Raw genomic sequence first — 26,424 nt, 5'->3', positions numbered from 1 at the left:
TTCGCCCCCCGACCCCGTTCCGGATGCAGTCGGGGTCGAAAAAGAAAAGTGCCTCCGGGGCGCATCCGCCCGTCCGAGAGCCGGCGTAACCCGTTCTGCAAGCCAGGCCTGACGAATCAGCACCAAATACCAGGAGGCAGACATGCAGCTCTCGTACTTCCGTCGGGTCGCCGCGGGCGGCGCGGTCGCCGCGCTGGCCTTCGCCGGCGTCGGTGCCCTCACCGCCAGCCCGGCGTACGCCGCCACGTCGAAGGTCTCCGTCGTGCACGGCATCCCGGACACCCCCGTCGACGTCTACGTCAACGGAAAGAAGACGCTGGAGAACTTCAAGCCCGGCGACGTCGCCGGCCCGCTGAACCTGGAGGAGGGCGACTACGACATCGCGCTCACCAAGCCGGGCGAGCCGATCGGCAGCGCGATCCTCACTGTCGACAACGCGGCGGTGCCGGGCGGTGCGAACATCAGCATCGCGGCCCACCTCGACGCCGCCGGCCAGCCGAAGATCACCCCGTTCGTGAACGACGTCTCGAAGGTCGACGCCGGCAAGGCCCGGCTCATCGTCCGGCACACCGCCGCCGCCCCGGCGGTCGACGTCCGCGCCGGTGGCACCCCGGTCTTCGAGAACCTCACCAACCCGAACGAGGCCAAGGGCGACGTCGACGCGGGCGACGTGAAGGCGGACGTGGTGCTGGCCGGCACCGACACCGTGGCCATCGGCCCGGCGGACCTCAACCTCAAGGAGGGCACCGCCACGATCGTCTACGCGATCGGCTCCGCCGAGGGCAAGACCCTCGACGTGGTGGCCCAGACCATCACCGGCCTGCACTCCGCCCCGGGTGGCGTGCCCAGCGGTGACGGCGGCCAGGCCGGCACGGGCGTGAACACCTGGTGGTACGTGCTCACCGGTGCCGGCGTACTCCTGCTGCTTGGTGGTGGGGTGCGGATGGCGACCGCACGGACCGGCCGCGAGTGACGGTGCGCAACCGCGGCGCGCTGGCGGCAGTGGCCGCCGGCGTTGCCGCGCTCACCGTCGCCGCACTGGTGGCGTGCGCCAACCAGCCGGCCGGGACCGTGGGGGCCGAGGAGGCGAGCACGCTGGCCAGCCCCGCACCGACCGCCGCCAGTGTCCCGTCGGTGCCGGTGACAGCGGGTGAGCTGCCCGCCGGTCCGAAGATCATCCCGCCGGTACGGCTGCTGATCCCGGAGATCGACGTCACCGCCACCGTCAACGCGGTCGGCATCAACGAGCGGACCAACGAGTTCGAGGTGCCGCCGAGCGTCGACCAGATCGGCTGGTACCGCTACGGCCCCGGCCTGGAGGCGGAGGCCGGCTCGGTGGTCATCGCCGGTCACGTGGACAGCGCCACGCAGGGCAAGGGGGCGTTCTTCCGGCTGCGTGAGCTGGACCAGGGCGACACGTTGACAGCGACCGGCAGCGACGGCGAGGCGCGGCGCTACCGGGTCGTCGCCCGGGAGGAGTACGCCAAGACCAAGATCCCGCTGGACCGGTACTTCGCCCGCGACGGCAAGCCGCGGCTGACCCTGATCACCTGTGGTGGGCCGTTCGACGCCAAGGCGCGCAAGTACCGCGACAACATCGTCGTCACCGCGGTGCCCGCCTGACCGGGTCCGCGCGCGTCGGGCCGGGGTGGAGTTCCACCCCGGCCTTTGCGTGCGGTCCCCTCCGGCATCCGGTCCCCAAGGTGTCGGCCGTACGCTGAACGACGATGGCTTACCTGGATCACGCGGCGACGACTCCGATGCTCGACGAGGCACTGGAGGCGTACGTCGCTACCGCCCGCGAGGTCGGCAACGCGTCCTCCCTGCATGCGGCGGGCCGTCGTGCCCGCCGCCGGGTCGAAGAGTCACGCGAGCAGGTGGCCGCGGTGCTGGGCGCCCGGCCCTCTGAGGTCATCTTCACGGGTGGTGGCACGGAGAGCGACAACCTCGCGGTCAAGGGCATCTTCTGGGCCCGCCGGGGAGCCCGGCCCGACCGCCGCCGGGTGGTCTCCAGCGCCGTCGAGCACCACGCGGTGCTGGACGCTGTCGACTGGCTGGCCCAGCACGAGGGCGCCGAGGTCGGCTGGCTGCCGGTGGACGCCGTCGGTCGACTCGACCCGCAGACCCTGCGCGCCGAGCTGGCCGCGCACGCCGACCAGGTGGCCGTGGTCACCGCGATGTGGGCGAACAACGAGGTGGGCACGGTCCAGCCGGTGGCCGAACTGGCCGCCGTCGCCGCCGAACACGGTGTGCCCTTCCACACCGACGCCATCCAGGCGGTCGGTCAGGTGCCGGTCGACTTCGGGGCCAGCGGAGTCGCCGCGCTGACCGTCACCGGGCACAAGTTGGGCGGCCCGACCGGGGTGGGCGCGCTGCTGCTCGCCCGGGACGTGCCGGCCACGCCGCTGCTGCACGGCGGCGGCCAGGAACGCGACATCCGCTCCGGCACCCTGGACACCGCCGGCATCGTCGCCTTCGCGGTCGCCGTGGAGACGGCCGTGAAGGGCCAGCAGGAGTACGCGGCCCGGGTGGCCGCGCTCCGCGACGATCTGATCGAGCGGGTCCGTCAGGCGGTGCCCGAGGTGATCTACAACGGTGACCCGACCGATCGGCTGCCCGGCAACGCGCACTTCTCCTTCCCCGGCTGCGAGGGCGACGCGCTGCTGCTCCTGCTCGACGCGCAGGGGATCGCCTGCTCGACCGGCTCCGCCTGCTCGGCCGGGGTGGCCCAGCCCTCGCACGTGCTGCTCGCGATGGGCGCCGACGACGACCGTGCCCGCTCCTCGCTGCGCTTCACGCTGGGCCACACCAGCACCCAGGCCGACATCGACGCCCTCATCGCGGCCCTCCCGGCGGCTGTCGACCGAGCCCGCCGAGCCGCCGCCCTCCGCACCCCCCGCTGACCCGGGTCCAGCCCCCGCGATCTTGCACTTTCGGTTGGCGGTTCGCGCCATGCGCGGCATATGTCGCCACAGCAACTGCAAGATCGCGAAGGCGGGTGGGCGGGGCGGGCACGGGTTCGGAGGGTTTTCGGGGCTGGTGGATAGGGTTGTGGTGAGGGCGGGGAAGGGGAGTGAGTCGGTGAGGGTTCTGGCGGCGATGTCGGGTGGGGTTGACTCGGCCGTGGCGGCGGCACGGGCGGTGGCGGCCGGGCACGACGTGACCGGCGTGCACCTGGCGCTGGCTCGCAACCCACAGACCTATCGGACCGGCGCGCGCGGCTGCTGCACGCTGGAGGATTCCCGGGACGCCCGGCGGGCCGCCGACGTGATCGGCATCCCGTTCTACGTGTGGGACATGGCCGACCGCTTCCACGAGGACGTGGTCGACGACTTCGTCGCCGAGTACGCCGCCGGCCGTACGCCGAACCCCTGCCTGCGCTGCAACGAGAAGATCAAGTTCGCGGCGGTGCTGGACCGGGCGGTGGCCCTGGGCTTCGACGCGGTGGTGACCGGGCACCACGCCCGCCTCGGCGCGGACGGGCTGCTGCGACGCAGCGTCGACCTCGCCAAGGACCAGTCGTACGTGCTCGCCGTGCTCACCCGCGAACAGCTGGACCGCTCGATCTTCCCGCTGGGCGACTCGACGAAGGCGCAGGTCCGCGCCGAGGCCGCCGAGCGTGGCCTTGCCGTGGCCGACAAGCCGGACTCACACGACATCTGTTTCATCGCCGACGGGGACACCCGCGGCTTCCTCGCCGGCCGGCTCGGTGAGGCGCCCGGCGACGTGGTGGACGCCGCCACCGGCGCGGTCGTCGGCAGTCACAGCGGCGCGTACGCGTACACGGTGGGGCAGCGTCGCGGGCTGCACCTGGACCGGCCCGCCCCGGACGGGCGGCCACGCTACGTGCTCTCCATCACCCCGAAGACCAACACGGTGACCGTCGGCCCGGCCGAGGCGCTGGAGGTGTCCGACGTGCACGCCGTACGTCCGGTCTGGACCGGCGTCGCCCGCCCCGACGCGCCGGTCGAGTGCGAGGTGCAGTTGCGCGCGCACGGCGACGTGGTGCCGGCGACCGTCGCACTCGACGGTGACCGGCTGCACGCCGAGCTGCGCCGACCGGTGCGCGGCGTCGCCGCCGGTCAGGCAGTGGTGGCGTACCGACCGGACCCGGCCGGCGACGTGGTCCTCGGCTCCGCGACCATCACCGGCTGACCGCACGGCCCGGGTGTTCGCGGGATAGCCTTCGCCCGTGACAGATCAGGCGTGGCCCTGGCCGGCCGGCGCGGCAACCGGAATTGGTTCGCTGCCCGGCACCGACATCGGCGAGGCTCAGCGGGTGGTCCTCGGTGAGCTGCCCGAGCTGCCCCACCTGCCCGAGTTGCCGGCCCGTGGCCCCGGGGCGGACATGATCGGCCGATCCGCCGGGCTGCTCGTCGAGCTGCCCGTCGAGGTGTACGCGGGGCGGTGGCGGGTCGCCCCACGCCCGGGCCGTGACCTGCGCCGGGCTCGTGACCTGATGGAACGCGACCTGGACCAGCTCGCCGAGCAGGCCGAGGGGTACGCCGGGCCGATCAAGGTGCAGGCCGCCGGCCCGCTCACGCTGGCAGCCTCGCTGGAGCTGCCGATCGGTGGCCGACTGTTGCGCGATCCCGGCGCGGTCCGCGACCTCACCGGCTCCCTCGCCGAAGGGCTGCGCGCGCACGTCGCGGCGGTCGCCCGCCGGCTGCCCGGGGCGTCGGTACTGCTGCAACTGGACGAACCGTCACTGCCGACAGTGCTGGCCGGGCGGGTGCCGACCGAGAGCGGGCTGGGCGCGTACCGGGCGGTCGAGTCGGTGGACGCCGCCGCACTGCTGCGCACGATCGTCGACGCGGTCGGCGTACCGACGCTTGTGCACTGTTGCGCCCCGGACGTGCCGCTGGAGCTGATCCGCTCCACCGGCGCCGTCGCGGTCGCCCTCGACCTGGACCTCGTCACCAAGCTCGACCCGCTGGGCGAGGCGATCGACGCCGGCCTCGGGCTGTTTGCCGGGGCCGCGCCGACCCGGCCGCCGTCGGCCGGTGCCGCGCCGACCTCCGCACAGATCGCCGACCGGGTACGCCAGGTCTGGGACCGCCTCGGCTTTCCCCGTCGGCAGCTCGCCGAGCAGGTGGTCGTCACCCCGGCCTGCGGTCTCGCCGGTGCCACCCCGGAGTACGCGCGGGCGGTGCTCGCCGCGTGCCGGGACGCGGGCCGGCGGCTCGCCGAGGCGTGAGGTTTCCTGTCGTACCCGGTGGGCAGGATGACGGACATGATTGGACAGCTGCGTTCAGTGGTGATCGACTGCCCCGATCCGCGGGCGTTGGCGGCGTTCTACGCCGAGCTGCTCGGCGTGCCGCTCGCCGAGGGCGACTCCGACGACGACTGGGTGGTGCTGGGCGGCCCGCCCGGTCACCAGCCGCGCCTCGCCTTCCAGCAGTCGCTCAACCTACGCCCGCCCGCCTGGCCGGATCCCGAGCGCCCACAGCAGTTCCACCTCGACGTGACGGTGGACGACATCGAGGCCGCCGAGAAGGCGGCGCTCGCGCTGGGGGCTCGGCGGCTGCCCGGCGAGGGCGAGGGCTTCCGGGTCTACGCCGATCCCGCCGGCCATCCGTTCTGCCTCTGCTGGGACTAGGGCCTGTTTCATAAGGGCGGTCGAGCCGAGGCGGAGTCCAGGCCGCCCTGAGCCCGCCGTGGGTTGCGGCGGCCGGGCATGATGGCCGCCGTGATCCACACCTCCGCGCTGCGCGCCTCCGGTTCGCTCTTCGGCCTCGCCTACGGTGACGCGCTGGGCAAGCCGACCGAGTTCCTGACCGTCGCCGAGATCGAGCGCCGGTACGGCCCGGCCGGCCCCCGTGAGCTGTCCGGCGAGCCCGCGCTGGTCACCGACGACACCCAGATGGCGCTGGCGGTGGGTTGGGCGCTGCACGAGGCGCCGTCGTTAACCCCGGAGGCGGTGGAGCCGCTGTTGCGGCGACGCTTCCTGGCCTGGGCGGTCAGCCCGGACAACAACCGTGCCCCGGGCATGACCTGCCTGCGCGCCTGCGCCGAGCTGAGCCGTGGGCTGCGCTGGCAGGAGGCGACAGTGGTCGGCTCGAAGGGCTGCGGGGCCAACATGCGGGTCACCCCGGTCGGGTTGCTCGACGTGGACCTCGACACACTCGCCGGGTTGGCCCAGTTGCAGGCCGGGCTGACCCACGGCCACCCGACCGGTCTGGCCGCCAGCGAACTCACCGCGTACGCCGTCTTCGCGCTGCGCGGGGGCGTTCCGCTGCCCGACCTGCCGGCGGTGCTCAGCGAGCGGGCACTGTCCCAGCGGCTGGTCTACCGGGAGCGGTGGCTGGGCGACCTCTGGCGGCGTGCCGGTTCCGGCACACCGGAGGAGTTCATCGCCCAGGGCTGGGACGAGTGCCTGACGGTGCTGGGCCGACTGACGAACACCCTGACGCAGCCGGACGACGGCGGTGACCCGTGTCAGGCCACCGGCGAGGGCTGGGTGGCCGAGGAGGCGCTGGCCACCGCGCTGCTCTGCGCCGTACGGCACGCCGACGACCCGGTCGCGGCGTTGGCCCGGGGCGCGACGACCGCCGGTGACTCCGACTCGATCGCCGCCCTGGCCGGCGCCTTCGTGGGCGCGGCCGTCGGCATGACCGCCTGGCCGCGCGAGTGGGCCGACCGCATCGAGTACGCGGACCAACTCGCCACGCTCGGCGCGACCTGGGACTGACCGGGCGCGGCTGGGACCGACCGGGCGCGGCTGGGACCGACCTGGCCCGGCCCGGCCGGCCCGGCCCCCATGATCGACTCGGGGTTCTGAAAGTTGGGGTGTCCGGGTCCTTGGGGCACCGCGACTTTCAGGAACGCGAGTCGATCAAGGTCGGCGGCCGGCCACGAGGATGGTCAGCGGCGGTCGAGGGTGGCCAGCGGGCGGTCAGGAGGTGGGGAGGTGGCGCAGGCTGCGGACCTTTCGCCACAGGTCGGCGTCGCAGCGGCCGGCGTGGTCGGCGAAGGCGGCCGAGCTGAGTCGGATCGGCTCGGTGAGGCTGAGGTAACTGTCGTGCTCCGCACCCGGGTCCCAGTCTCGGGTGGGAATGCGGACGTGGTCGTCCCGGTCGCTCTTGTCCTGGCTGGTGATCTTCAGGACGTCTGCGCCCCGGGAGTCGGCCCGCAGCACCAGACACGGGCGCACCTTCGACCCGCTGCCGTCGGCGTACGGCACGTCGGCCCACCAGATCTCACCGGGCGCGGGGGTGCCGTCGTGCCGGTCGGTGTCGCGTGAGCGGGGTTTGGTGGACGGCCTCTCGGCGCCACGGGGCCGTGGCGGGGCGGGACGACGGCCATCGGTGCCGCCCCGATTCGGGCGGGTTTCCGGACGCCGGTTGGCCACCCGGTGCCGCCAGCTGTTCCACGCCCAGCCAGCGGCCACGGTCAGCAGGATCGCCACCGCCCAGAGCAGTGCCTCGCGCATCCGTACCTCCGCGTCCCGGCGACCCGCCGGTCGCACCGTCCGGCGATCCTTGCACGCCGCCGCCGGTGCCGCCCGCCAACCACACCGCAGCTGCCTCGCCGCCCCGAGCCACCCCACCGTCACCCTCGATCACTTGATGCTGAGTAGCTCAGAACCGTTGGGTCAGCGGCCCGGTTGGTGGGCGAAGGACCCGCCCGCGCCGATCTTGCACTTTCGATCGCCGTTATGCGGGGAATGCCACCTAATGTCGCGACAGGAAACGCAAGATCACGGAGGAGGGCGGTCCGGCTTCGTCGATCATGGACTTGTGGTGCCTGTTTTGGCCTGATCGGCGCGCTTTGCCGCCCACCACTACTCCATGGTCGGAGGGGGCAGGGCGGGGGGCAGGGCGGGGGGTTGACGAAGAGTCACTCTGTTTGATGCGCCGGTGTCGAGCTGCTCAGCATCAAGTGATCAGGGCAGGCGGCTGAGGGCGAGGTCGCTCCGGGCGCGGGCGGGCGGCGGATTGTCCCACCGGCCCGATACCGTGCCGGAGTAGCGTGATCAGGGAGGTCGCAGGCGTGTCCGAAGGTGGCGGTGTGTCCGAGGAGCAGATCGGTCAGCAGGTCAGCCCGGCGCAGGAGGCGGCGGCCGGGGCTGAGCCGACGCCGCAGGCCCGGGAGCGGCATGCCGCGCTCAGCCAGGAGTTGACCGAGCACCAGTACCGCTACTACGTGCTGGACGCGCCGACCATCCCCGACGCCGATTTCGACAGGCAGTTGCGCGAGCTGGAGGCACTGGAGGAGGAGTTTCCGGCGCTGCGGACGCCCGACTCGCCGACCCAACGGGTGGGCGGCACCTTCTCCACCGACTTCACAGCGGTCACCCACGCCGAACGGATGCTCTCGCTCGACAACGCCTTCGCCGACGAGGAGTTGGCGGCCTGGGCCGACCGTGTCGAACGGGACGCGGGCGGTCCCGTGCCCTACCTGTGCGAGCTGAAGGTCGACGGGCTGGCGATCAACCTGACCTACGAGAACGGCCGGCTGGTCCGGGCCGCCACCCGGGGCGACGGGCGCACCGGTGAGGACGTCACCGCCAACGTGCGCAGCATCCGGGACGTGCCCAGCCAGCTCACCCCGTCCGCCGAATTCCCGGACATTCCCGAGCTGGTGGAGGTCCGGGGCGAGATCTACTTCCCGATCGCCGCGTTCGCCGATCTCAACGCCGGCCTGGTGGAGCAGGGCAAGGCGCCCTTCGCCAACCCCCGCAACGCCGCCGCCGGCAGTCTGCGACAGAAGGATCCACGGATCACCGCCACCCGGCCGCTGCGCCTGGTGGTGCACGGCATCGGCGCCCGTCGTGGGTTCCAGCCCAGGGCGCAGTCCGAGTCGTACGCCGCACTGAAGTCGTGGGGGTTGCCGACCAGCGACCGGTGGCGGGTCGTCCCGGACCTGGCCGGCGTGGCGGAGTTCATCGCCTACTACGCCGAGCACCGGCACGACGTCGAGCACGAGATCGACGGCGTGGTGGTCAAGGTCGACCCGGTCTCCATCCAGGGCCGGCTCGGGTCGACCAGTCGTGCCCCGCGCTGGGCGATCGCCTTCAAGTACCCGCCGGAGGAGGTCACCACCAAGCTGCTCGACATCGACGTCAACGTGGGGCGTACCGGCCGGGTCACCCCGTTCGCCGTGCTCGAGCCGGTGCGCGTGGCCGGTTCCACAGTCGCGCTCGCCACCCTGCACAACGCCCGCGAGGTGGAGCGCAAGGGCGTGCTGATCGGCGACACGGTGGTGCTGCGCAAGGCCGGCGACGTGATTCCCGAAGTGCTCGGTCCGGTGGTCGACCTTCGGCCCGCCGATGCCCGGCCATTCGTCATGCCCACCAGTTGCCCCGCCTGCGGCACCCCGCTCGCCCCGTCGAAGGAGGGCGACGTGGACATCCGTTGCCCCAACTCCCGCAGCTGCCCGGCGCAGTTGCGGGAGCGGGTGTTCCACCTCGCCGGCCGGGGCGCGTTCGACATCGAGGTGCTCGGCTACAAGGGCGCGGCTGCCCTGCTCGACGCGGAGATCATCGGCGACGAGGGCGACCTCTTCCACCTCGACGCCGAGCAGCTGTCCCGCTCGCCGTTCTTCGTCAACAAGGACGGCAGCCTGGGCAGCAACGCCACCAAGTTGCTGGACAATCTCGCGGTCGCCCGGGAACGGGACCTGTGGCGGGTGCTGGTGGCGCTCTCCATCCGGCACGTCGGCCCGACCGCCGCCCAGGCGCTCGCCCGGCACTTCCGCTCGATGGACGCCATCGACGCGGCCACCGAGGAGGAGCTGTCCTCCGTCGACGGGGTCGGGCCGACCATCGCCGCCAGCATCCGGGAGTGGTTCGCGGTGGACTGGCACCGCGAGGTGGTCCGCAAGTGGGCCGAGGCCGGCGTACGGATGGCCGAGGAGGCGGTCGACGAAGGGCCGCGCCCGCTGGAGGGGTTGACGGTGGTGGTGACCGGCACCCTCGCCGGGTTCTCCCGCGACCAGGCGGCCGAGGCCGTGCAGAGCCGGGGCGGCAAGGTCAGCGGGTCGGTCTCCAAGAAGACGAGCTTCGTGGTGGTGGGGGACAACCCCGGGTCGAAGGCCGACAAGGCCGCCAGTCTCAAGGTGCCGGTGCTCGACGAGGACGGGTTCCGGCTCCTGCTGGACGCCGGCCCGGACGCCGCCCGGGAGGTCGCCCAGCTGGGCGGCTGACCCCACCGGCGGCCGGGCACGGCGACTGGCCGCGTATACCAACTTAATTACGACTACGACCGATTCGTGACTGTCATACCGGGAAACTGGGGGCCGAGGGCGTTTCATTGGGTCACGGCGCGCACCGGCACGCCGATGGTCGGTCGGGAGGTGTGGTGGAGGTCGCCGACCCACGCAACTCGCTTCCTGCGGGACGGGTCGCACCGTTCGCCGCCTTCGTCGCCGGCATCCTGGCGGTCGCCGCGCTGACCGCTGCCGTTCCACTCGCGACTCTCCCCGGTGAGTTGTCCGAGTTGCCGGTGGCGTTCTGGACGATGGCCGCGCTCGCCGTGATCTGCGACGCCCGCCCGTTCGTGCCACCGGGGCGCCGGCAGACGTCGGCGGTGTTCCCGTCCACCTGCTTCACCTTCGCGATCCTGCTCGGCTGGGGTCTCGGCCCGGCGGTGGTGGTGCAGGCGGTCGGAGTGGTCGTGTCCGGCTGGCGGATGCGGCACGCCGCCTGGCGCACGGCCTTCAACGTCGGGCAGTACGCGTGCGCCCTCGCCGCCGCGTACGGGGTGATCCAGCTCGGCTCGGGCACCATCTTCTCCGGCGGGAGGTTGCACTGGACGGACGTGGCCGCCGTCGGCGGCGCCGCGCTGGCCTGGTTCGTCGTCAACTACGGGTTGGTCAGCTGGGCGGTGCGGCTGCGTTTCGGGGATCGCTGGTGGCCCACCGTCCGCCAGGGCCTCGGCTTCGAACTGCTCTCCACCGGCTCACTGCTGCTGCTCGCCCCGGTGCTGGTCGCCGCGGCCCGGGTCAGTGCCGCGCTGATCCCGCTGGTGCTGGTGCCGCTCTTCGCGGTCTACCGGATGGCGCGGTTGACGAACGAACAGCAGCACCTCGCCGCCGCCGACCCGCTGACCGGGCTGCCCAACCGCAAGGCCCTGCTGGCCGAGGTGGCCGAGCAGGTGCACCTGCATGCCGAGCGGACCGCCCGGGGTGAACCCTACGGGCAGCTGGCGCTGCTGCTGATCGACCTGGACCGCTTCAAGAACGTCAACGACGCCCTCGGGCACGCCGTGGGCGACCGGCTGCTGGTCGAGGTCAGTGCCCGGCTCACCGACGTGCAGCCCCGACCACAGATGATCGCCCGGCTCGGCGGTGACGAGTTCGCCATCGTGATGACCGGGCTGACCGACGTCGGCCAGGCGCGGGAGTTGGCCGACCGGGTGGTCGAGGCGCTGGCCGAGCCGGTGCCGCTCGACGGGCTGCCGTTGGACGTGGGCGGGTCGATCGGGATCGCCCTCTTCCCGGAGCACGGCGAGGACTTCGCCACCCTGATGCGCCACGCGGACGTGGCGATGTACGACGCCAAGCACCGCAACGACACGGTGGCCGTGTACGCCCCGGAGTCCGACCACAACTCCGCCGAGCGGCTCGGCCTCCTCGCCGACCTGCGCCGCGTCCTGGAGGTCAGCCCATCGTCCGAGGTGCCACTCGATGCCGACGCCGAGCCGGCAGGTCAGGGGCAGAGCGAGGGTGCGGTCGCGCAGCCGGATGGGAACGGCCGGCACGGCGTGCCGAGCGACGCCGAGCGGACTGTCGACGTACCCCTCGTCGCGTCGGCGGAGGTGCGCGGCGGTGACGGTGCCGCGCTGCCCACCGCAGCGCCGGGCCGCCCCGCGCCAGCGGCGGACCCGGCGCCGACGGTCGCCACGGCACCGCCGGGAGCTGGTCGGTGGTGGGCACGTCGTCGGCGCACCGACGCCGAGTTGGCGCACCCTGATGAGCTGATCAACCGGATCGCCACCGGAGCTGACCCGATCCGGGGGCGGAACGCCCGTGCCACGGTCGCCGGCACCCGTTCCGCCCGGGAGCGGCGCGCCGGGGGTGGGAACGGTCGGCGGTCCCCGAACGCGAGCGCGGCGGGCAGGGGCCGCACCGGGGCGCGGCGGGACGTCGGGCCGGGTACGCCCGGGCAGTCCCTGGAACCGACCGGGTGGGCGCACGCGGACGACGAGCCGGCCGACGACGCCGGCGAGATCACCATGTACTACCAGCCGCAGATCGCCATCGCGACCGGCGAGGTGGTCGGCGTCGAGGCGCTGCTGCGGTGGCGGCACCCCCGGCGGGGCATGGTCGACCCGGAGGAACTCATCCGGGTCGCCGAGCAGAGCGCCGTGATGCGGCTGCTCACCCGACGCGTCGTCGACGACGTGGTGGAGCAACTCGCCAAGTGGTCGGCGGCCGGCATCGGCCTGCGCGCGGCCCTGAACGTGAGCGTGCGCGACCTGCACACCGGTGAGATCGCCGACCAGATCGCCGACCGGCTGGCCCGCTACGGGGTGCCGGCCGAACGGCTACAGGTCGAGATCACCGAAGGCGCGTTGATGGCCGACCCGCGCCGGGTGCTGGCCACCATCTCCCGACTGCACCGGATCGGGGTTGCCATCGCGCTGGACGACTTCGGCACCGGTTACTCCTCCCTCCAGCACCTGCGCCGCCTGCCGCTGTCCGAGGTGAAGGTGGACCGGTCGTTCGTCCTCGGCATGGCCGAAGACGCAGACGACGCGGCGATCGTCCGGTCGATGATCGAGCTGGCCGGCGCGCTGGGGCTGCGGGTGGTCGCCGAGGGTGTCGAGGACGAGCGGACCTGGCGGATGCTGCACGCCGCCGGCTGCGATGCCGCTCAGGGCTGGTTCTACGCCCGGCCGATGCCGGCCGAGGAGTTGGTCACCTGGCTGGCCCGGTACCGGCCGGTCCGCCCGACCGGCGGTCTCCCACAGCCGGATGTCGCCCGCCGCCCCACCCGCTGACCCGGTACGAGGGCCGCCAGAGGGGGAGTCGGGGACGCGGCACCGGAGCGGAACAATAGACTCGCTCCGGTCACCGCGTGTCACGCTCCACCTGTCGCGCGGCCGGCACACCGCCCGACCAGCAGGAATTCAGAAGGGGGCACGGATGGCCGCCATCTCCCGCGAGGAGGTCGCGCACCTGGCGCGCCTGTCGCGGCTCGCCGTCACCGAGGAGGAGCTGGACACGTTCGCCGGCCAGCTCGACGTGATCCTCCAGGCGGTCGCCCAGGTCGGCGAGGTCGCCGCCGCGGACATCCCGCCGACCTCGCACTCGGTGCCGCTGACCAACATCTTCCGCGAGGACGTCGTCACGCCGTGCCTGACCCCGGAGGAAGCGCTGTCGGGCGCGCCCGACGCCGAGGACCAGCGGTTCCGCGTACCGCGGATCCTGACCGAGGATGTGGCCTCATGAGCGAGCGCCAGCGAGCGAATCAGCAGTGCAGCGCCGTGGTGCCTCATGGCGTCGCGGAGCGAAGCGGAGTGACGGCATGAGCGACCTGATCAAGATGACCGCGACGGAGATCGCGGCCCTGGTCGCCGGGGGCGAGACCTCGGCCGTCGAGGTGACCCAGGCGCACCTGGACCGGATCGCCGCGGTCGACGACCGGGTGCACGCCTTCCTGCACGTCGACACCGACGGCGCGCTCGCCGCGGCCCGCGCGGTGGACGAGCGCCGGGCCGCCGGCGAGGAGTTGGGCCCGCTCGCGGGTGTGCCGGTCGCGGTCAAGGACGTGCTCGCCACCCGGGGCGTACCGACCACCGTCGGGTCGAAGATCCTGGAGGGCTGGCGCCCGCCGTACGACGCGACGATCGTGCAACGGCTGCGGGAGGCCGGCACGGTGATGCTCGGCAAGACCAACATGGACGAGTTCGCGATGGGTTCCTCCACCGAATACTCGGCGTACGGCCCGACGCACAACCCGTGGGACCTGAGCCGGATCCCCGGTGGCTCGGGTGGTGGCAGCGCCGCCGCGCTGGCCGCGTACGAGGCGCCGCTGGCGATCGGCTCGGACACCGGCGGCTCGATCCGCCAGCCCGGCGCGGTCACCGGCACCGTGGGCGCCAAGCCCACCTACGGCGGCACCTCCCGTTACGGGCTGGTCGCCTTCTCCTCGTCGCTCGACACCCCCGGCCCGTGTGCCCGGACGGTGCTCGACGCGGCCCTGCTGCACCAGGTGATCGGTGGGCACGACCCGCGCGACTCCACCTCCATCCCGCAGCCGGTGCCGGACGTGGTGGCGGCGGCGAAGCTCGGCGCGACCGGTGACCTGACCGGTGTGCGGCTCGGCATCGTGAGCGAGTTCGTCGGCGAGGGCGCCGAACCGGGCGTGATGGCCGCGTTCCGCGAGTCGGTGGACGCGCTGACCAAGATGGGCGCCGAGGTCGTCGAGGTGTCCTGCCCGACGTTCGCGTACGCGCTGCCGGCGTACTACCTGATCGCCCCGAGCGAGTGCTCCTCCAACCTGGCCCGGTTCGACGGCGTCCGGTTCGGCCTGCGGGTCGGCGACGACGGCAACCGGTCGCTGGAGGAGGTCATGTCGCTGACCCGCGAGGCCGGCTTCGGCCCGGAGGTCAAGCGCCGCATCATGATCGGCACGTACGCGCTGTCGTCGGGTTACTACGACGCGTACTACGGGCAGGCGCAGAAGGTCCGGACGCTGATCACCCGGGACTTCACCGCCGCGTTCGAGCGGGTCGACGCGCTGATCTCGCCGACCACCCCGTCGGTGGCGTTCCCGATGGGCGCGCGGACCGCCGACCCGTACCAGATGTACCTGGCCGACCTGTACACGATCCCGACGAACCTGTACGGCGGGCCGGGCATCTCGGTGCCCTGCGGGCTCTCCGAGGGGCTGCCGGTCGGTCTGCAGGTGATGGCCCCGACGATGGCCGACGACCGGATGTACCGGGTCGCCGCCGCGTTGGAGTCCGCCGTCGGCACGTTCACCCCGCCGGCGCTCTAGACCGGAACCGCGTCGGCGCCGAGGGACATGTCCCTCGGCGCCGACGCGCGTCCGGACGGGTTGGGCGTCGATCAGGGCTGGCTCGGCGGCCCGGCGAGGTAGCGGCGGGCCTCCCGCAGATCACGCCAGCGCATGTAGCCCTGAGTGGCCCAGAAGATTCCGAGCGCCACGGCGATCACCCGGGTCGACGGGCGGGACGCGCCGACGACCAGCAGCGCCTCGAGCAGCACTCCGACACCGAGGAGCCAGAGCACCCAGCGCCCACCGATCCGGTGTTCGGCCTCCCGGCGCGCGAGGGAATCGATGCGCGGGTCGTCGGCATGTCCGGCGCGCAGCGCTTGGCGGACCGTCCGATCGGTGGTCTGGGCTGCCTGTGGATCGGGTAGCCGGTGACTGGCCAGGAGAGTCGCCGCCGCCCCGAACGCCGCGAGGAGGAGCGCGAACAGGAAGATCGTGAGTACGCCGCGCGGCGTGATCTCCCGCCCGTCCAGGACGAACAGCGCCACCGTCAACGCCGGGAGCCCCACCACCAGACTCGCGGCGACTACCCCCGCGCGACGCCGCGCACCTCGGCCGATCGGCCGCCGAGCGGGTGTCACGCCCTCTCCCGGTTGCGCTGACGCGAGGCCACCGACCCGATCCCCCACGCGACGGCCAACCCGATCAGGCCCGGGATGGCAAGCAGGACCACCAGTAGCCACAGGTCGTCCGGCTGCCGCTCGCCGTCGGCGGTAGACCAGCCGATCAGGGTGAGCACGGCCGCGACCGCCCACGCGACCAGCACCGCCAGCAGGACCTGCCTGTTGTTGTACCGTCGACCCGGCCCAGTTTGGTTGACGGATCGATCATTCCCCGTATTCGTCATGGTCGACAGGTACCCGAGTGACGGCGCGAACACACCGACACACGGGGGTTGCCGGTGGGTCGGGAAACCCGGCCGAGGATTGATCGGGCAACCCCATTAGGCTGGACAGGTTCTGTCCGGATCGCGCCTGGAGCGTCTCATGACCACGACACTGCCCGCGTACGACGAGGTCGTTGCGCGCTTCGAACCGGTGATCGGCCTGGAGACCCACGTCGAGCTGGGCACGAACACCAAGATGTTCTGCGGTTGCCCGACCGACTTCGGTGGCGAGCCGAACACCCGGGTCTGCCCGGTGTGCCTGGGTCTGCCCGGTTCGCTGCCGGTGGCCAACAAGGCGGCCATCGAGGCGATCATCCGAATCGGCCTGGCGTTGAACTGCTCGATCGCCGAGTGGTGCCGCTTCGCCCGGAAGAACTACTTCTACCCGGACATGCCGAAGAACTTCCAGATCAGCCAGTACGACGAGCCGATCTGCGTCGACGGTTACCTGGACGTCGAGGTGGGCGGCGAGACGGTGCGGATCGAGATCGAGCGGGTGCACCTCGAGGAGGACACCGGCAAGACGCTGCACGTCGGTGGCGCCACCGGACGCATCCACGGCGCGACGGAGTCGCTTGTCGACTACAACCGTGCCGGCATCCCGCTGGTCGAGATCGTCACCAAGCCGATCACGGGCACCGGCGCGCTCGCACCCGACGTGGCGAAGGCGTACGTCGCCGAGCTGCGCGACGTGATCCGCACCCTCGGCGTCTCCGACGTGCGGATGGAGGAGGGTTCGCTGCGCTGCGACGTGAACACCTCGCTCAACCTGCCGGGCGCGGAGTGGGGCACCCGTACCGAGACCAAGAACGTCAACTCGCTGCGGTCGGTGGAGCGGGCGGTTCGCTCGGAGATGCTGCGGCAGGCGTCGGTGCTCGACGCGGGCGGCCGGATCACCCAGGAGACGCGTCACTTCCACGAGGACACCGGCGACACCACCCCGGGTCGCTCGAAGGAGACGGCCACCGACTACCGGTACTTCCCGGAGCCGGATCTGGTGCCGATCGCCCCGGACCGGGCCTGGGTCGCCGAGCTGAAGGCCGCCCTGCCGGAGCTGCCCCGGGTGCACCGGCGTCGGCTCCAGGAGCAGTGGGGCCTCTCCGACCTGGACATGCAGTCGGTGCTGAACGCCGGCGCGGTCGAGCTGATCGAGGCCACCGTGGCCGCCGGCACCACCCCGGCCGCGGCCCGCAAGTGGTGGCTGGGTGAGCTGTCCCGCCGGGCCAACGAGAGCGGCGTGGAGCTGGCCGAGATCGGTGCCACCCCCGCCCAGGTCGCCGAGCTGCAGGGGCTGGTCGACGCCGGCAAGCTCAACGACAAGATGGCCCGCACGGTGCTGGAGGGCGTGGTCGACGGTGAGGGCTCGCCCACCGAGATCATGACCAACCGGGGCCTGGAGGTCGTGTCGGACACCGGCGCGCTCACCGCCGCCGTGGACGAGGCGATCGCCGCGAACCCGGGCATCGCCGACAAGATCCGCAGCGGCAAGGTCGCTGCGGTCGGCGCGCTGGTCGGCGCGGTCATGAAGACCACCCGGGGTCAGGCCGACGCGAAGACCCTGCGTGAGCTGATCCTGGAGCGCCTCGGCGTCCAGGGCTGAGAGACCCACCCGGAGCAGGCCGCCGCCGCGACCCGGCGGCGGCCTTCCGTAACCCCCTGCCGACTACGCGGCCACCCCGCACCCCTCGCGAGGGCGTCAACGACGACGCCTGGATGGAGCCACCGTGACCGAGCACGACCTCGATGTCCTCGACGAGATCCAGCGGCGGGTGCTCTGGCTCGCCACCCGGATCGTGGACGCCGCCAACCATGACCGGGCCACCGGCGACGGTGTGAAGGTCGGCGGCCACCAGGCGTCCAGCGCCTCCCTGGTCACGGCCATGACCGCGCTCTGGTTCGCGCACCTGGACGCCGAGGACCGGGTCGCCGTGAAGCCGCACGCGTCCCCGGTGTTCCACGCCATCCAGTACCTGCTCGGCAACCTGGACCGCTCGTACCTGCCCAGGCTGCGGGCCCGTGGCGGCCTCCAGTCGTACCCGTCGCGCACGAAGGACCCGGACGCTGTGGACTTCTCCACCGGTTCGGTCGGCCTGGGCGCGGCGGCGCCGCTCTTCGCCGCCGCCACCCGGCGGTACGTCGACGCGCACTTCGGGGCCCGCCCGCACTCCCGGTTCGTGGCGCTGATCGGCGACGCCGAGCTGGACGAGGGCAACATCTGGGAGGCGGTGGCCGACCCGGCGACCACCGGGCTCGGCAACGTCATGTGGCTCGTCGACTTCAACCGCCAGTCGCTGGACCGGGTGGTCCCCGGCATCCGGATCAACCAGTGGCGGGGCCAGTTCGAGGCGGCCGGCTGGCACGTCGTGGAGGTCAAGTACGGCCGCCGGCTCGCCGAGGCGTACGCCCGGCCGGGCGGCGAGGCGCTGCGTGACTGGATCGACGCGATGCCCAACGAGCAGTACCAGTCGCTGTTCGGGTTGACCGGGCCGGCGCTGCGCAAGCAGTTCCTGGACGGCGCTCCGGCCGGCATCGACGAGCTGATCGCCCACGTCGACGACGAGGAGCTGGGCCCGCTCGTCACCGACCTGGGCGGGCACGACCTTCAGGCGATGCTTGACGCGTACGCCCAGTGCGACGCGGTCACCGACCGGCCCAGCGTCGTCTTCGCGTACACGGTGAAGGGTTGGGGGTTGCCCATCGCCGGCAATCCGCGCAACCATTCCGCGCTGCTCAGCTCGGAGCAGGTCGACACGCTGCGCGCCGCGCAGGGGTTGACCACCGAGACCGAGTGGGATCGCCTCGACCCGGCGTCACCCGCCGGCATCCAGGCCGGCGCCCGCCGGGAGGCGCTGTCCCGCGCGCCGCGCGAGCGTGCGCTGGGGGTCACCGTTCCGGAGAGCACGGGAGTACGCGCCAACAAGCCGATCTCCACGCAGGAGGCCTTCGGTCGGGTGCTGGTGGACCTGGCGCGGGACCGGGAGGTGGGCCGCTACCTGGTCACCACCGCCCCGGACGTGGCCACCTCCACCAACCTCGCCGGGTTCATCAACAAGACCGGGGTGTTCGCCCCCACCGAGCAGCGTTCCTGGACCGAGGACCGGATGCTGCGCTGGACGGAGAGCCCGGCCGGGCAGCACATCGAACTGGGCATCTCGGAGATGAACCTGTTCCTGCTGCTCGGCCAGCTCGGGCTCTCCTGGGACCTGTCCGGGCAGCCGCTGCTGCCGGTGGGCACTGTCTACGACCCGTTCGTGCTGCGCGGCCTCGACGCGTTCCTGTACGGCACCTACTCCGGCTCCCGGTTCGTGGTGGCCGGCACCCCGTCCGGCATCACCCTCGCCCCGGAGGGTGGCGCCCACCAGTCCACGATCACCGCGTCGGTCGGCCTGGAGCTGCCCGGGGTGACCTTCGTCGAGCCGGCGTACGCGGCAACCCTCGACTGGCTGCTGTGCGACGCGCTTGGTCAGATCGCCGGCGGGTCGTCCCCGGCCGCGACCGCCGCACCCGCCGAGGACGGCGCGTACTACTTCCGGTTGAGCACCCGACCGCTGGACCAGGCGCCGTTCGAGGCGGCCCGGGCGCGGCTCGGCGACGCGGTGCTGCGCCGGCAGGTCGTCGCCGGGGCGTACCGGCTGGTCGACGCGCACCAGGCGTACCCGCACCTGGTCGACGCCCCGGTGGTGCAGTTGGCCGCCTCGGGGGCGGTGCTGCCCGAGGTGCTGGCCGCCGCGGCGGAGCTGGCCGACGAGGGCATCGCCGCGCACGTGGTGGACGTGACCTCGCTGGACCGGCTCTACCGGGCCTGGCAGCGCACCCTGCGCCAGGGCGTACGGACGGCCACGGTGCCCAGCGTGCCGGGTGCACTGCGGTCCGCGTTCGCCGACCGGGTGCCGGTGGTGACGGTGCACGACGCCGCGTCGCACGCGATGGCCTGGCTCGGTTCGGCGGTCGGCGCACCGGCGGTGCCGCTCGGCGTGGACGAGTTTGGCCAGTCCGGCAGCGTCGCCGAGCTGTACGAACTGCACGACCTGCTGCCCGGCAGCATCGTCAACGCCGCCCTGGCCGCCATCGCCCTGCGCTGACCCGTCGGTGCCCGCCGGTCCGCCGGCGGGTGTCGGCGTCGGGTCAGCCGGTCGGCGTGGGCGTGGGCGTGGCGGGGACACCGCCGGTCGGCGTGGGCGTGGGCGTGGGTGTGGCGGTGGCGGTCGGGTTCTCCACCAGGCGTCGTTCCAGGTTGACCTGGGCCTGGCCGGTGCCGCCGACGGTGATGGTGTCGTACGCCTGGAGCAGCTTCTGCTGGTCGAAGTAGAGCACGCTCATCGACAGCGGGGTGGGCTTCTCGCCCTCCAGGCCGCGCAGCCCGGCACCGCCGGTGGAGCCCTCCACCATCAGAGTGGTGCGCTGCTGCCCGGGTGTCTGCGGCAGCTCGGAGACCTGCCGGGAGTGGGTGTGCCCGGCAAGCACCAGCGGGCAGGTGCCGGCGAGCGGCCCGGCCGACGCCGGGTCGTGCACGAGAGCGATGTTGACCGGTCGGGGTGAGCTGCGGATCGTCGCGGCGAGCTGGTTGCCGGCCCCGATCACCTGGTCGGCCACCTGCTGGGTCAACCCGCTGCCGGCCGGGGAGGTGTTCTTGTCCGGGGTGAAGCGCGGGTCGCCGATGCCGGCGATGGTCAGCCCGGCGACAGTGGTGGTCGTGTTGTTCAACACGATCGCGTTCGGCTGGCGGGCCACCGCGGCGGCGGTCTTGCCGGAGTCGTGGTTGCCCCGGATGAAGACGTACGGCTTCTTCAGCAGGCCGATCGAGGCGACGAAGGAGGCTTCCGGTTCGCTGCCCCAGTCGGTGATGTCCCCGGTGTCGATCACCACGTCGATGCCGAACTGCTCCACGACCGTCCGGATCAGTTGCCAGCCGGTCGGGTTGAGGTGCATGTCGGAGACGTGCAGCACCCGCGTGGTGCCCGGGGTCGGCTCCAACAGCGGAAGTGCCGAGACGGTGGTGTAGAGCTGGCTGACGTTGCCGACCAGGCGCTGCAACTGCTCCGCGTACTTGGTGTAGTCGTTGGCGATCCGCCGGGCGTCACCGACGATGGCCGGCGCGTTGACCAGCAGCCCCTCGTAGCGGGGTTCCTCGATGGCCTGCGGACGAAGTGTCGCCGCCGCCGTGCCGAGGCTGCCGGCGGTGACCAGCAGCGCCAGCCCACCCGCCCAGGCGGTGCGCCGGACGTCGCGGAAGATCAGCCCGGCCAGGATCAACGTGACCAGCACCGACGCGCCGAGGGTACGCAGGCCGAGGCGCATCACCCCGGAGCGGACGTCCTCCACGGCGCTCTGACTGGCCCGGCTGATGCTGGCCGGGTCGTCGATCAGCGCCTCGGTGCGTCCCTGGTCGAGCGCGCCCAGCCGGACGGTGAGGTGGGTCGGCCCGTCGTGGCTGTCGAGCAGCAGCGCGCCGAGCGGCGGGATGTCGACGGTGGTGCCGCCGTCCCGGGCGGGGGAGATGCTGAGGTTGGCCCGGAACGGGCCGATGTCGGTGCTCACCTGACCGCCGGCCAGCACCCCGAGCACCGCCCCGCCCAGGGCCACGGCGAGGACGGCGACGATCAGGCCGAGGCGGCGCAGCGGGCCGGCCGCACCGGCCCGCCAGCCCGCCGGGCGCGGCCGATCGTCGCCGGTCACCGGGTCGTCCCGGTCATCGGCGTCGTCGTGCCGCTCGTCGCGTTGGCCGTCCATGCTGAAAGTCTGACCTGCCCGTCGGAAGATCTTGGCAAACCTGAACGGATGGTGACGAAGTCAGCTGCGCCCGCCGTCACCGCCCGCGAAGACCACCCGCAGGAGCCGGTCGTCGTCGCCCGCCGGGTTGCCCCGCCCGTCGTGGTTGGAGGTGCTCACCCAGAGCGACCCGTCCGGCGCGGCGGCCACCGCCCGCAGTCGACCGTAGCGGTTGGTGAGCAGCTCACTGGGCTGACCGAGCAACGTGCCGGTGTCGGTCAACTCCATCACCCAGAGGCGCTTGCCGCGCAGGCAGCCGGTGACCAGCAGTCGGTCCGTGGCGGCCAGACCGGAGCAGGACGCGTCAGACGTCGCCCACTGCGCGATCGGGTCGGTGAACCGCTTGTCGCCGGCCTGGCCCTCGACCTCCGGCCACCCGTAGTTGCCGCCCTTGGTGATCTGGTTGATCTCGTCCCAGGTGTTCTGGCCGAACTCGACGGCGTACATCCGCTTCGCGGCGTCCCAGGCGAGACCCTGGACGTTGCGGTGCCCCATCGACCAGACCGGGGAGTTGGGGTACGGATTGCCGGCGGCGGGCTTGCCGTCCGGGGTGATCCGGAGGATCTTGCCGCCGAGGCTCTTCACGTCCTGCGAGAGGGGACGCTGACCGGCGTCACCCGTGCTGACGTAGAGCTGCTTGTCCGGGCCGAAGCCCAGCCCCCCGCCGTTGTGCACATTGGCCTTGGGGATGCCGGTGAGGATCGGTGTGGGCTGCCCGCCGAGTTGCAGCCGGGCGACCCGGTTGTCCCGCTCGGTGGTGTAGTAGACGAACACCGTGCGGTCGCGGGCGTAGTCGGGGGAGACGGCGATGCCGAGCAGGCCACCCTCGCCCGCCGCCGCCACGTCCGGGATGGTCTGCACCGGGCGGACCCGCAGCCCGTCCGGACCGGACTCGGGCCCGACCTGGAGGACCCTGCCGTTGTCCCGTTCGGTGACCAGCGCGCCGCCGTCCGGCAGGAAGGCGATGGCCCAGGGCACCCGCAGATTCTTGGCGAGCACTGTCGCCACCGCCTGCTGGCCGGCGCCGCCGGGGCTCGCCGACGCGGACGGGGTCGGCAGGTTGGGCGGTTCACCCGCCGGGTCGGGATCCGGCTCACCGAAGCTGCAACCGGCGGTGAACAGCAGCGCCGCGCAGGACGCCGCGAGGGCCACCCGGAGGCGGCGGATGCGAGGGTACGGGGGACGGGCGCTCACCCGGCCCAGGGTAGCCCGCCGCGCGGCCCAGCCGGGCCCGTCGAGGTCCAACGGGTGCCGATGCACCCGCCCGATGGCCCCCGGTGGACCACTCACCGTGCCCGGACGGCCAGCAGCGCGGTGTCGTCCTCGCGGTGGCCGATCGAGGTGAGCAGCAGGTCGCACAGGTCATCGAGGGGCAGCGTGTCGGTGCCGGTGAGCCGGCCCACCAGCTCGGCCAATCCCTCGTCGATGGAGCGGTCCCGCCGTTCGATCAGCCCGTCGGTGTAGAGCAGCAGGGTGTCGCCGGTGGCCAGGCTGGTCGACCGGCTGCTCCGGGGCGACGGGCGGGCCAGGCCCAGCAGCGGCTCCGGTGTCGCCTCCAGGGCCTCGACCGCCCCGCCGACGCGGACCACCAGGGCCGGCGGGTGCCCGGCGTTGGACCAGGTCACCTCGTGCACGCCGGCTCGCTGCGGACAGATCCGCACCAGCGTCGCGGTGGCGGCGATCGGCAGCCGCAGTCCACGGATGGCGCCATCCAGGTTGCTCATCAGCGACCCGACCGCGTCCGGGCGGCCGAAGGCGTTGCCCCGCACCAGGTTGCGCAGCTGACCCATGGTCGCCGCCGCCTCGATGTCGTGCCCGGCCACATCCCCGATCGCGGCGATCACGTCGCCGTCGGGTTGCACGAAGGCGTCGTACCAGTCACCGCCCACCTCGACCCGGTCGGCCGCCGGTTGGTAGCGGGCCGCCAACTCCAGCTCCGCCACCACCGGCAGTCGGGGCAGCATGCTGTGTTGCAGGACCTCGGCCACGTGCCGCTGCTCGCCGTACATCGAGCTGTTGCCGACGGCCTGACCGGCCCGGCGGCCGATGTCGACAGCGGTGAGCAGGTCCCGGTCGTCGAACTGCTGACGTTGGCCGCCGTTGACGAGGGTGATCGCCCCCAGCACCGTGCCGCCGACGCCCCGCACCGGCACGCTCAGGTAGGAGGCGATGCCCAGCCGACTGGCGATGGAGGCCATCTCCGGGTCTGTGGTGCCCCTTGTCACGTCGGCCAGGGACGCCACGCTGCCGAGCCGGGGCTGGCCGGTCCGGAGCACCGCCCGGATGCTCGACTCGGAACTCAGCCCGGTGCGCAGCAGCTCGCCGAAGCGGTCGACGTCCGCCGCGCGGGCCGGGTCCCGGTGCACCGAGACCACCTCGCGGGGCAGGCCGTTCGGCCCGATCAGGGTGAGCAGGCACCAGTCGGCGAGCAGCGGCACCATGGTCGCGGCGAGCCGGCGCAGCGCGGTGCCCACGTCCAGGGTGCCAGCGAGGGTCTCGCTCACCCCGGCCAGCAGCTCCAGCCGCTCGTGCGCCTGCACGACCCGCCGCCGGGCCTCCTGCGCGCCGTCGAGCGCGATCCGCAGTCGCAGCTCCGACGAGCAGGCGGCGGCCAGGTCGGCCAGGGTCCGCAGCTGCGCGGCCGTCCAGGCGCGAGGTTTGCTGTCGATGGCGCAGAGCGAGCCGAGCACCCGGCCGGAGAGGTCGGTCAGCGGCATCCCGGCGTACGCGACCACGCCGAGGTCGTCGATGGCCAGGTTGTCCCGGACGCGGGGGTAGAGCCGGGCGTCCGGCAGCACCATCGGCACCTCGATGTCCACCACGTGCTGACAGAACGAGTGGCTCAGCGGGGTCTGCCGGTGTTCCGACCAGGGCTGCGGCAACCCGACCGCACCCGGGAAGAACTGCCGGTCGGCGGAGACCAGGGAGACCAGCGCGACAGGCACGTCCAGCAGGTCACTGACCAGCCGGGCGAACCGGTCGAACGCCTCGTCCGGGGCGGCGTCCAGCCCGGTGTCGGAGAGCGCGCGCAGCCGGTCCGGGTCGCCGAGCACCGAAGGTGGCGCGATCGAACGCCGGGCGGGGCCGGGGGAGCCGTCGGTCATCGAGCACCTGTCTGCCGGGGCGGAGGCCGACCGGCCCTCCGACCCTCGTTATACCTCGTTGGGGTCGGAGTCGAACATCGGTGTGCTGAGTCTCGCCCGCCCCGGCCCCACGCGCCATCCCCTGGGGCGCCGGTTCGCCGCGGTGCCTCCACCGGCCTCGGCGTCGGGGACTATCGTCGACGGACGTGAAGGTATGGATTCCGCACCAGGCCGGCCTGAACCTCGTGGGCGAGCTGCCCGCGGACGTGACAGTGGAGGTCTTCGAGCACACCGACCGGATGCCGTCGGAGGCGGCCGACGTCCGCTTCTGGGTGCCGCCCTTCCTGGGTGGCTCGGACGCGACGACGGTGCTGCGGGAGCTGCCCGACCTGGCGGTGGTGCAGTTGCTCTCGGCCGGGGCGGACGCCTGGGCCGGCCGGACACCGCCGACGGTGACGCTCTGCGACGCCCGGGGTGTGCACGACCCGTCCACCGCCGAGTGGGTCGTCACCGCGATCCTCACCCAGCTGCGGGCGTTCCCGGCGTTCGTTCGCGCGCAGGCCGAGCGGCGCTGGACGTTCGCGGAGAACACCCCGACCGACGAGCTGACCGGCAAGCGGGTGCTCATCATCGGCGCCGGCTCGATCGGCACCGCGGTGCGTGACCGGCTCGCCCCGTTCGACGTGAGCTTCACCCTGGTCGCCAGGACGGCCCGTCCGGAGCAGGGGGTGCACGCCGTCGAGGAACTGCCCCGGCTGCTGCCGGACGCGGACGTGGTGGTGGTGCTGGTGCCGCTCACCGACCAGACCCGTGGCCTGATCGACAAGGCGTTCCTGGCCGCGATGCCGGACGGGGCACTGCTGGTCAACGGGGCCCGGGGCCCGGTGGCGCACACCGAGGCGCTCGTCGCCGAGTTGGGCACCGGTCGGATCATGGCGGCGTTGGACGTCACCGACCCGGAGCCGCTGCCCGCCGACTCGCCGCTGTGGGCCATGCCGAACGTGCTGCTCACCCCGCACGTGGCTGGGTCGGTGCGTGGCTTGTTGCCACGGGCCTACCGACTGGTGGGCGATCAGGTACGCCGCTTCGCCGCCGGGCAACCGCTGATCAACACGGTGGTCGACGGCTACTGACCGGTCGCGTCCGCCGGGGCGTCGGGCAGTGTCTGGCCGGTTGCCTCGACCAGCCGGGGCAGATCCGTCCCACGGACGGCCGGCAGGATGACCTGGCGGCCGTCGTCGAGCCGGGCGACAGCGCGCCCGCGCTGGTCGGTGGTCAGCTCGAGGACCTGGTCCCAACCGATCCGACGCTGCCCGACCAGCGCCCGGATGCGCAGCTCCCGCGCGTCGGCGTCGGTGCCGGCCCGCCAGGCCCAGATCGCGACGGCGAGCGGGACGAGCAGCACCGGCAGCAGGTAGACCGAGGCGTTCGCCAACGGCAGGGCGCCGACGAAGGCGATGATCGCGGCCACCAGGATGGCTTGGTTGTACCGGAAGCGGACCGTGTCGGGCTTACTCACCCTCCGATGATCCCACTCCCTGTCGTTTCGGCTCGCGGCGGGCGGTGCCAGCAGCGCGCGGCACGCCGTACAGTGACACAGGTCGTTGTCTCCTCTGAGTGACCGGCAAGTAACCAATTCGGCCGTCCATCGTTGCCAATCGTGGGTAGCGGACTCGCAACGTCCGATGTCCCGCACCGCCGCACCGCCCCCGTGCCCCCTC

General features: G+C 72.7%; 21 protein-coding genes. 14 read left to right on the top strand and 7 right to left on the bottom strand.

Annotated features, from left to right (window positions below; all coding sequences use genetic code 11):
- Positions 1 to 142 precede the first annotated feature (142 nt).
- From OH804_RS21795 to OH804_RS21765, 7 genes are all read left to right on the top strand, one after another.
- Positions 143 to 973: a DUF4397 domain-containing protein gene (locus OH804_RS21795; RefSeq protein WP_406059160.1), complete on the top strand. Its 831-nt coding sequence runs from the start codon at positions 143 to 145 to the stop codon at positions 971 to 973.
- Positions 970 to 1,623, top strand: a complete 654-nt coding sequence (locus tag OH804_RS21790; RefSeq protein ID WP_196921428.1) for a class F sortase — start codon at positions 970 to 972, stop codon at positions 1,621 to 1,623. The genes OH804_RS21795 and OH804_RS21790 overlap by 4 nt, the downstream gene beginning before the upstream one ends.
- Before the next feature lie 104 nt (positions 1,624 to 1,727).
- Positions 1,728 to 2,903 carry a cysteine desulfurase family protein gene (locus OH804_RS21785; RefSeq protein ID WP_196921429.1) on the top strand — a complete coding sequence of 392 codons (1,176 nt, stop codon included), beginning with the start codon at positions 1,728 to 1,730 and terminating at the stop codon, positions 2,901 to 2,903.
- A 178-nt stretch (positions 2,904 to 3,081) separates the two neighbouring features.
- Entirely contained in the window at positions 3,082 to 4,155 is a 1,074-nt protein-coding gene (gene mnmA, locus OH804_RS21780; RefSeq protein WP_406059158.1) for a tRNA 2-thiouridine(34) synthase MnmA, read from the top strand.
- A gap of 37 nt (positions 4,156 to 4,192) precedes the next feature.
- Positions 4,193 to 5,197 carry a methionine synthase gene (locus OH804_RS21775; RefSeq protein ID WP_406059156.1) on the top strand — a complete coding sequence of 335 codons (1,005 nt, stop codon included), beginning with the start codon at positions 4,193 to 4,195 and terminating at the stop codon, positions 5,195 to 5,197.
- 36 nt (positions 5,198 to 5,233) lie between these two features.
- Positions 5,234 to 5,599, top strand: coding sequence for a VOC family protein (locus OH804_RS21770; protein WP_406059154.1), 366 nt, complete (start codon positions 5,234 to 5,236; stop codon positions 5,597 to 5,599).
- 81 nt (positions 5,600 to 5,680) lie between these two features.
- Positions 5,681 to 6,691 carry an ADP-ribosylglycohydrolase family protein gene (locus OH804_RS21765; RefSeq protein ID WP_406066619.1) on the top strand — a complete coding sequence of 337 codons (1,011 nt, stop codon included), beginning with the start codon at positions 5,681 to 5,683 and terminating at the stop codon, positions 6,689 to 6,691.
- 204 nt (positions 6,692 to 6,895) lie between these two features.
- Here OH804_RS21765 and OH804_RS21760 read toward each other — a convergent pair whose 3' ends face one another.
- Complete coding sequence (locus tag OH804_RS21760; protein WP_406059152.1) at positions 6,896 to 7,432, bottom strand: type II toxin-antitoxin system PemK/MazF family toxin; 537 nt, start codon at positions 7,430 to 7,432, stop codon at positions 6,896 to 6,898.
- 578 nt (positions 7,433 to 8,010) lie between these two features.
- On the opposite strand from OH804_RS21760, the gene ligA reads away from it, so the two are divergent.
- The 4 genes from ligA to gatA all read left to right on the top strand — a co-directional run bounded on the left by ligA (position 8,011) and on the right by gatA (position 14,947).
- Positions 8,011 to 10,146 carry an NAD-dependent DNA ligase LigA gene (gene ligA, locus OH804_RS21755; RefSeq protein WP_406059150.1) on the top strand — a complete coding sequence of 712 codons (2,136 nt, stop codon included), beginning with the start codon at positions 8,011 to 8,013 and terminating at the stop codon, positions 10,144 to 10,146.
- Positions 10,147 to 10,301: 155 nt separating this feature from the next.
- On the top strand, positions 10,302 to 12,944 hold the full coding sequence (locus OH804_RS21750) for a putative bifunctional diguanylate cyclase/phosphodiesterase (protein ID WP_406059148.1): 2,643 nt from the start codon (positions 10,302 to 10,304) through the stop codon (positions 12,942 to 12,944).
- 145 nt (positions 12,945 to 13,089) lie between these two features.
- On the top strand, positions 13,090 to 13,395 hold the full coding sequence (gene gatC / locus OH804_RS21745; RefSeq protein WP_091393256.1) for an Asp-tRNA(Asn)/Glu-tRNA(Gln) amidotransferase subunit GatC: 306 nt from the start codon (positions 13,090 to 13,092) through the stop codon (positions 13,393 to 13,395).
- A 76-nt stretch (positions 13,396 to 13,471) separates the two neighbouring features.
- Positions 13,472 to 14,947: an Asp-tRNA(Asn)/Glu-tRNA(Gln) amidotransferase subunit GatA gene (gatA, locus tag OH804_RS21740; protein WP_406059145.1), complete on the top strand. Its 1,476-nt coding sequence runs from the start codon at positions 13,472 to 13,474 to the stop codon at positions 14,945 to 14,947.
- Positions 14,948 to 15,018: 71 nt separating this feature from the next.
- Here gatA and OH804_RS21735 read toward each other — a convergent pair whose 3' ends face one another.
- Together OH804_RS21735 and OH804_RS21730 are read right to left on the bottom strand one after the other, a co-directional pair.
- Positions 15,019 to 15,546 (bottom strand): hypothetical protein, encoded by a 528-nt coding sequence (locus OH804_RS21735; protein ID WP_406059143.1) that lies wholly within the window; start codon positions 15,544 to 15,546, stop codon positions 15,019 to 15,021.
- Positions 15,543 to 15,812, bottom strand: coding sequence for a hypothetical protein (locus tag OH804_RS21730; RefSeq protein WP_406059141.1), 270 nt, complete (start codon positions 15,810 to 15,812; stop codon positions 15,543 to 15,545). The genes OH804_RS21735 and OH804_RS21730 overlap by 4 nt, the downstream gene beginning before the upstream one ends.
- A 139-nt stretch (positions 15,813 to 15,951) precedes the next feature.
- Between OH804_RS21730 and gatB the strand changes: the two genes are divergently transcribed.
- Together gatB and OH804_RS21720 are read left to right on the top strand one after the other, a co-directional pair.
- On the top strand, positions 15,952 to 17,451 hold the full coding sequence (gene gatB, locus OH804_RS21725) for an Asp-tRNA(Asn)/Glu-tRNA(Gln) amidotransferase subunit GatB (protein ID WP_196921437.1): 1,500 nt from the start codon (positions 15,952 to 15,954) through the stop codon (positions 17,449 to 17,451).
- A 124-nt stretch (positions 17,452 to 17,575) separates the two neighbouring features.
- The gene (locus OH804_RS21720) at positions 17,576 to 19,933 is read left to right on the top strand and encodes a transketolase-like TK C-terminal-containing protein (protein ID WP_196921438.1); all 2,358 of its coding nucleotides are present in this window, start codon (positions 17,576 to 17,578) and stop codon (positions 19,931 to 19,933) included.
- 43 nt (positions 19,934 to 19,976) lie between these two features.
- Here OH804_RS21720 and OH804_RS21715 read toward each other — a convergent pair whose 3' ends face one another.
- The 3 genes from OH804_RS21715 to OH804_RS21705 form a co-directional block, all read right to left on the bottom strand.
- Entirely contained in the window at positions 19,977 to 21,581 is a 1,605-nt protein-coding gene (locus OH804_RS21715) for a metallophosphoesterase (protein ID WP_406059139.1), read from the bottom strand.
- A gap of 60 nt (positions 21,582 to 21,641) precedes the next feature.
- Positions 21,642 to 22,814: a sorbosone dehydrogenase family protein gene (locus OH804_RS21710; RefSeq protein WP_196921440.1), complete on the bottom strand. Its 1,173-nt coding sequence runs from the start codon at positions 22,812 to 22,814 to the stop codon at positions 21,642 to 21,644.
- Between the two features lie 92 nt (positions 22,815 to 22,906).
- A complete protein-coding gene (locus tag OH804_RS21705; RefSeq protein WP_406059137.1) occupies positions 22,907 to 24,724 on the bottom strand; it encodes a SpoIIE family protein phosphatase in 1,818 nt (605 codons plus the stop codon).
- Positions 24,725 to 24,909: 185 nt separating this feature from the next.
- Here OH804_RS21705 and OH804_RS21700 point away from each other — a divergent pair, with 185 nt between their 5' ends.
- Positions 24,910 to 25,836, top strand: a complete 927-nt coding sequence (locus tag OH804_RS21700; RefSeq protein ID WP_196921442.1) for a 2-hydroxyacid dehydrogenase — start codon at positions 24,910 to 24,912, stop codon at positions 25,834 to 25,836.
- Here the strand turns inward: OH804_RS21700 and OH804_RS21695 are convergent.
- Complete coding sequence (locus OH804_RS21695; protein WP_196921443.1) at positions 25,830 to 26,222, bottom strand: PH domain-containing protein; 393 nt, start codon at positions 26,220 to 26,222, stop codon at positions 25,830 to 25,832. The two genes, OH804_RS21700 and OH804_RS21695, sit on opposite strands and share 7 nt — an antisense overlap.
- Between the last annotated feature and the right edge of the window lie 202 nt (positions 26,223 to 26,424).

It is taken from the genome of Micromonospora sp. NBC_00860 (assembly GCF_045207375.1).
In the GTDB taxonomy this organism is placed as follows: Bacteria; Actinomycetota; Actinomycetes; order Mycobacteriales; family Micromonosporaceae; genus Micromonospora; species Micromonospora vinacea.
The sequence above is the reverse complement of the archived record's forward strand: the minus strand, read 5'-3'. Positions and strand labels throughout refer to the sequence as shown.

Bases quoted from the DNA above. Each gene is read 5' to 3' on its own strand.
- gatC (WP_091393256.1), top strand. From the start codon at position 13,090: ATGGCCGCCATCTCCCGCGAGGAGGTCGCGCACCTGGCGCGCCTGTCG.
- OH804_RS21760 (WP_406059152.1), bottom strand. From the start codon at position 7,432: ATGCGCGAGGCACTGCTCTGGGCGGTGGCGATCCTGCTGACCGTGGCC.
- gatA (WP_406059145.1), top strand. From the start codon at position 13,472: ATGAGCGACCTGATCAAGATGACCGCGACGGAGATCGCGGCCCTGGTC.
- OH804_RS21765 (WP_406066619.1), top strand. From the start codon at position 5,681: ATGGCCGCCGTGATCCACACCTCCGCGCTGCGCGCCTCCGGTTCGCTC.
- OH804_RS21730 (WP_406059141.1), bottom strand. From the start codon at position 15,812: ATGACGAATACGGGGAATGATCGATCCGTCAACCAAACTGGGCCGGGT.
- OH804_RS21705 (WP_406059137.1), bottom strand. From the start codon at position 24,724: ATGACCGACGGCTCCCCCGGCCCCGCCCGGCGTTCGATCGCGCCACCT.
- OH804_RS21715 (WP_406059139.1), bottom strand. From the start codon at position 21,581: ATGGACGGCCAACGCGACGAGCGGCACGACGACGCCGATGACCGGGAC.
- gatB (WP_196921437.1), top strand. From the start codon at position 15,952: ATGACCACGACACTGCCCGCGTACGACGAGGTCGTTGCGCGCTTCGAA.
- OH804_RS21795 (WP_406059160.1), top strand. From the start codon at position 143: ATGCAGCTCTCGTACTTCCGTCGGGTCGCCGCGGGCGGCGCGGTCGCC.
- OH804_RS21770 (WP_406059154.1), top strand. From the start codon at position 5,234: ATGATTGGACAGCTGCGTTCAGTGGTGATCGACTGCCCCGATCCGCGG.
- OH804_RS21785 (WP_196921429.1), top strand. From the start codon at position 1,728: ATGGCTTACCTGGATCACGCGGCGACGACTCCGATGCTCGACGAGGCA.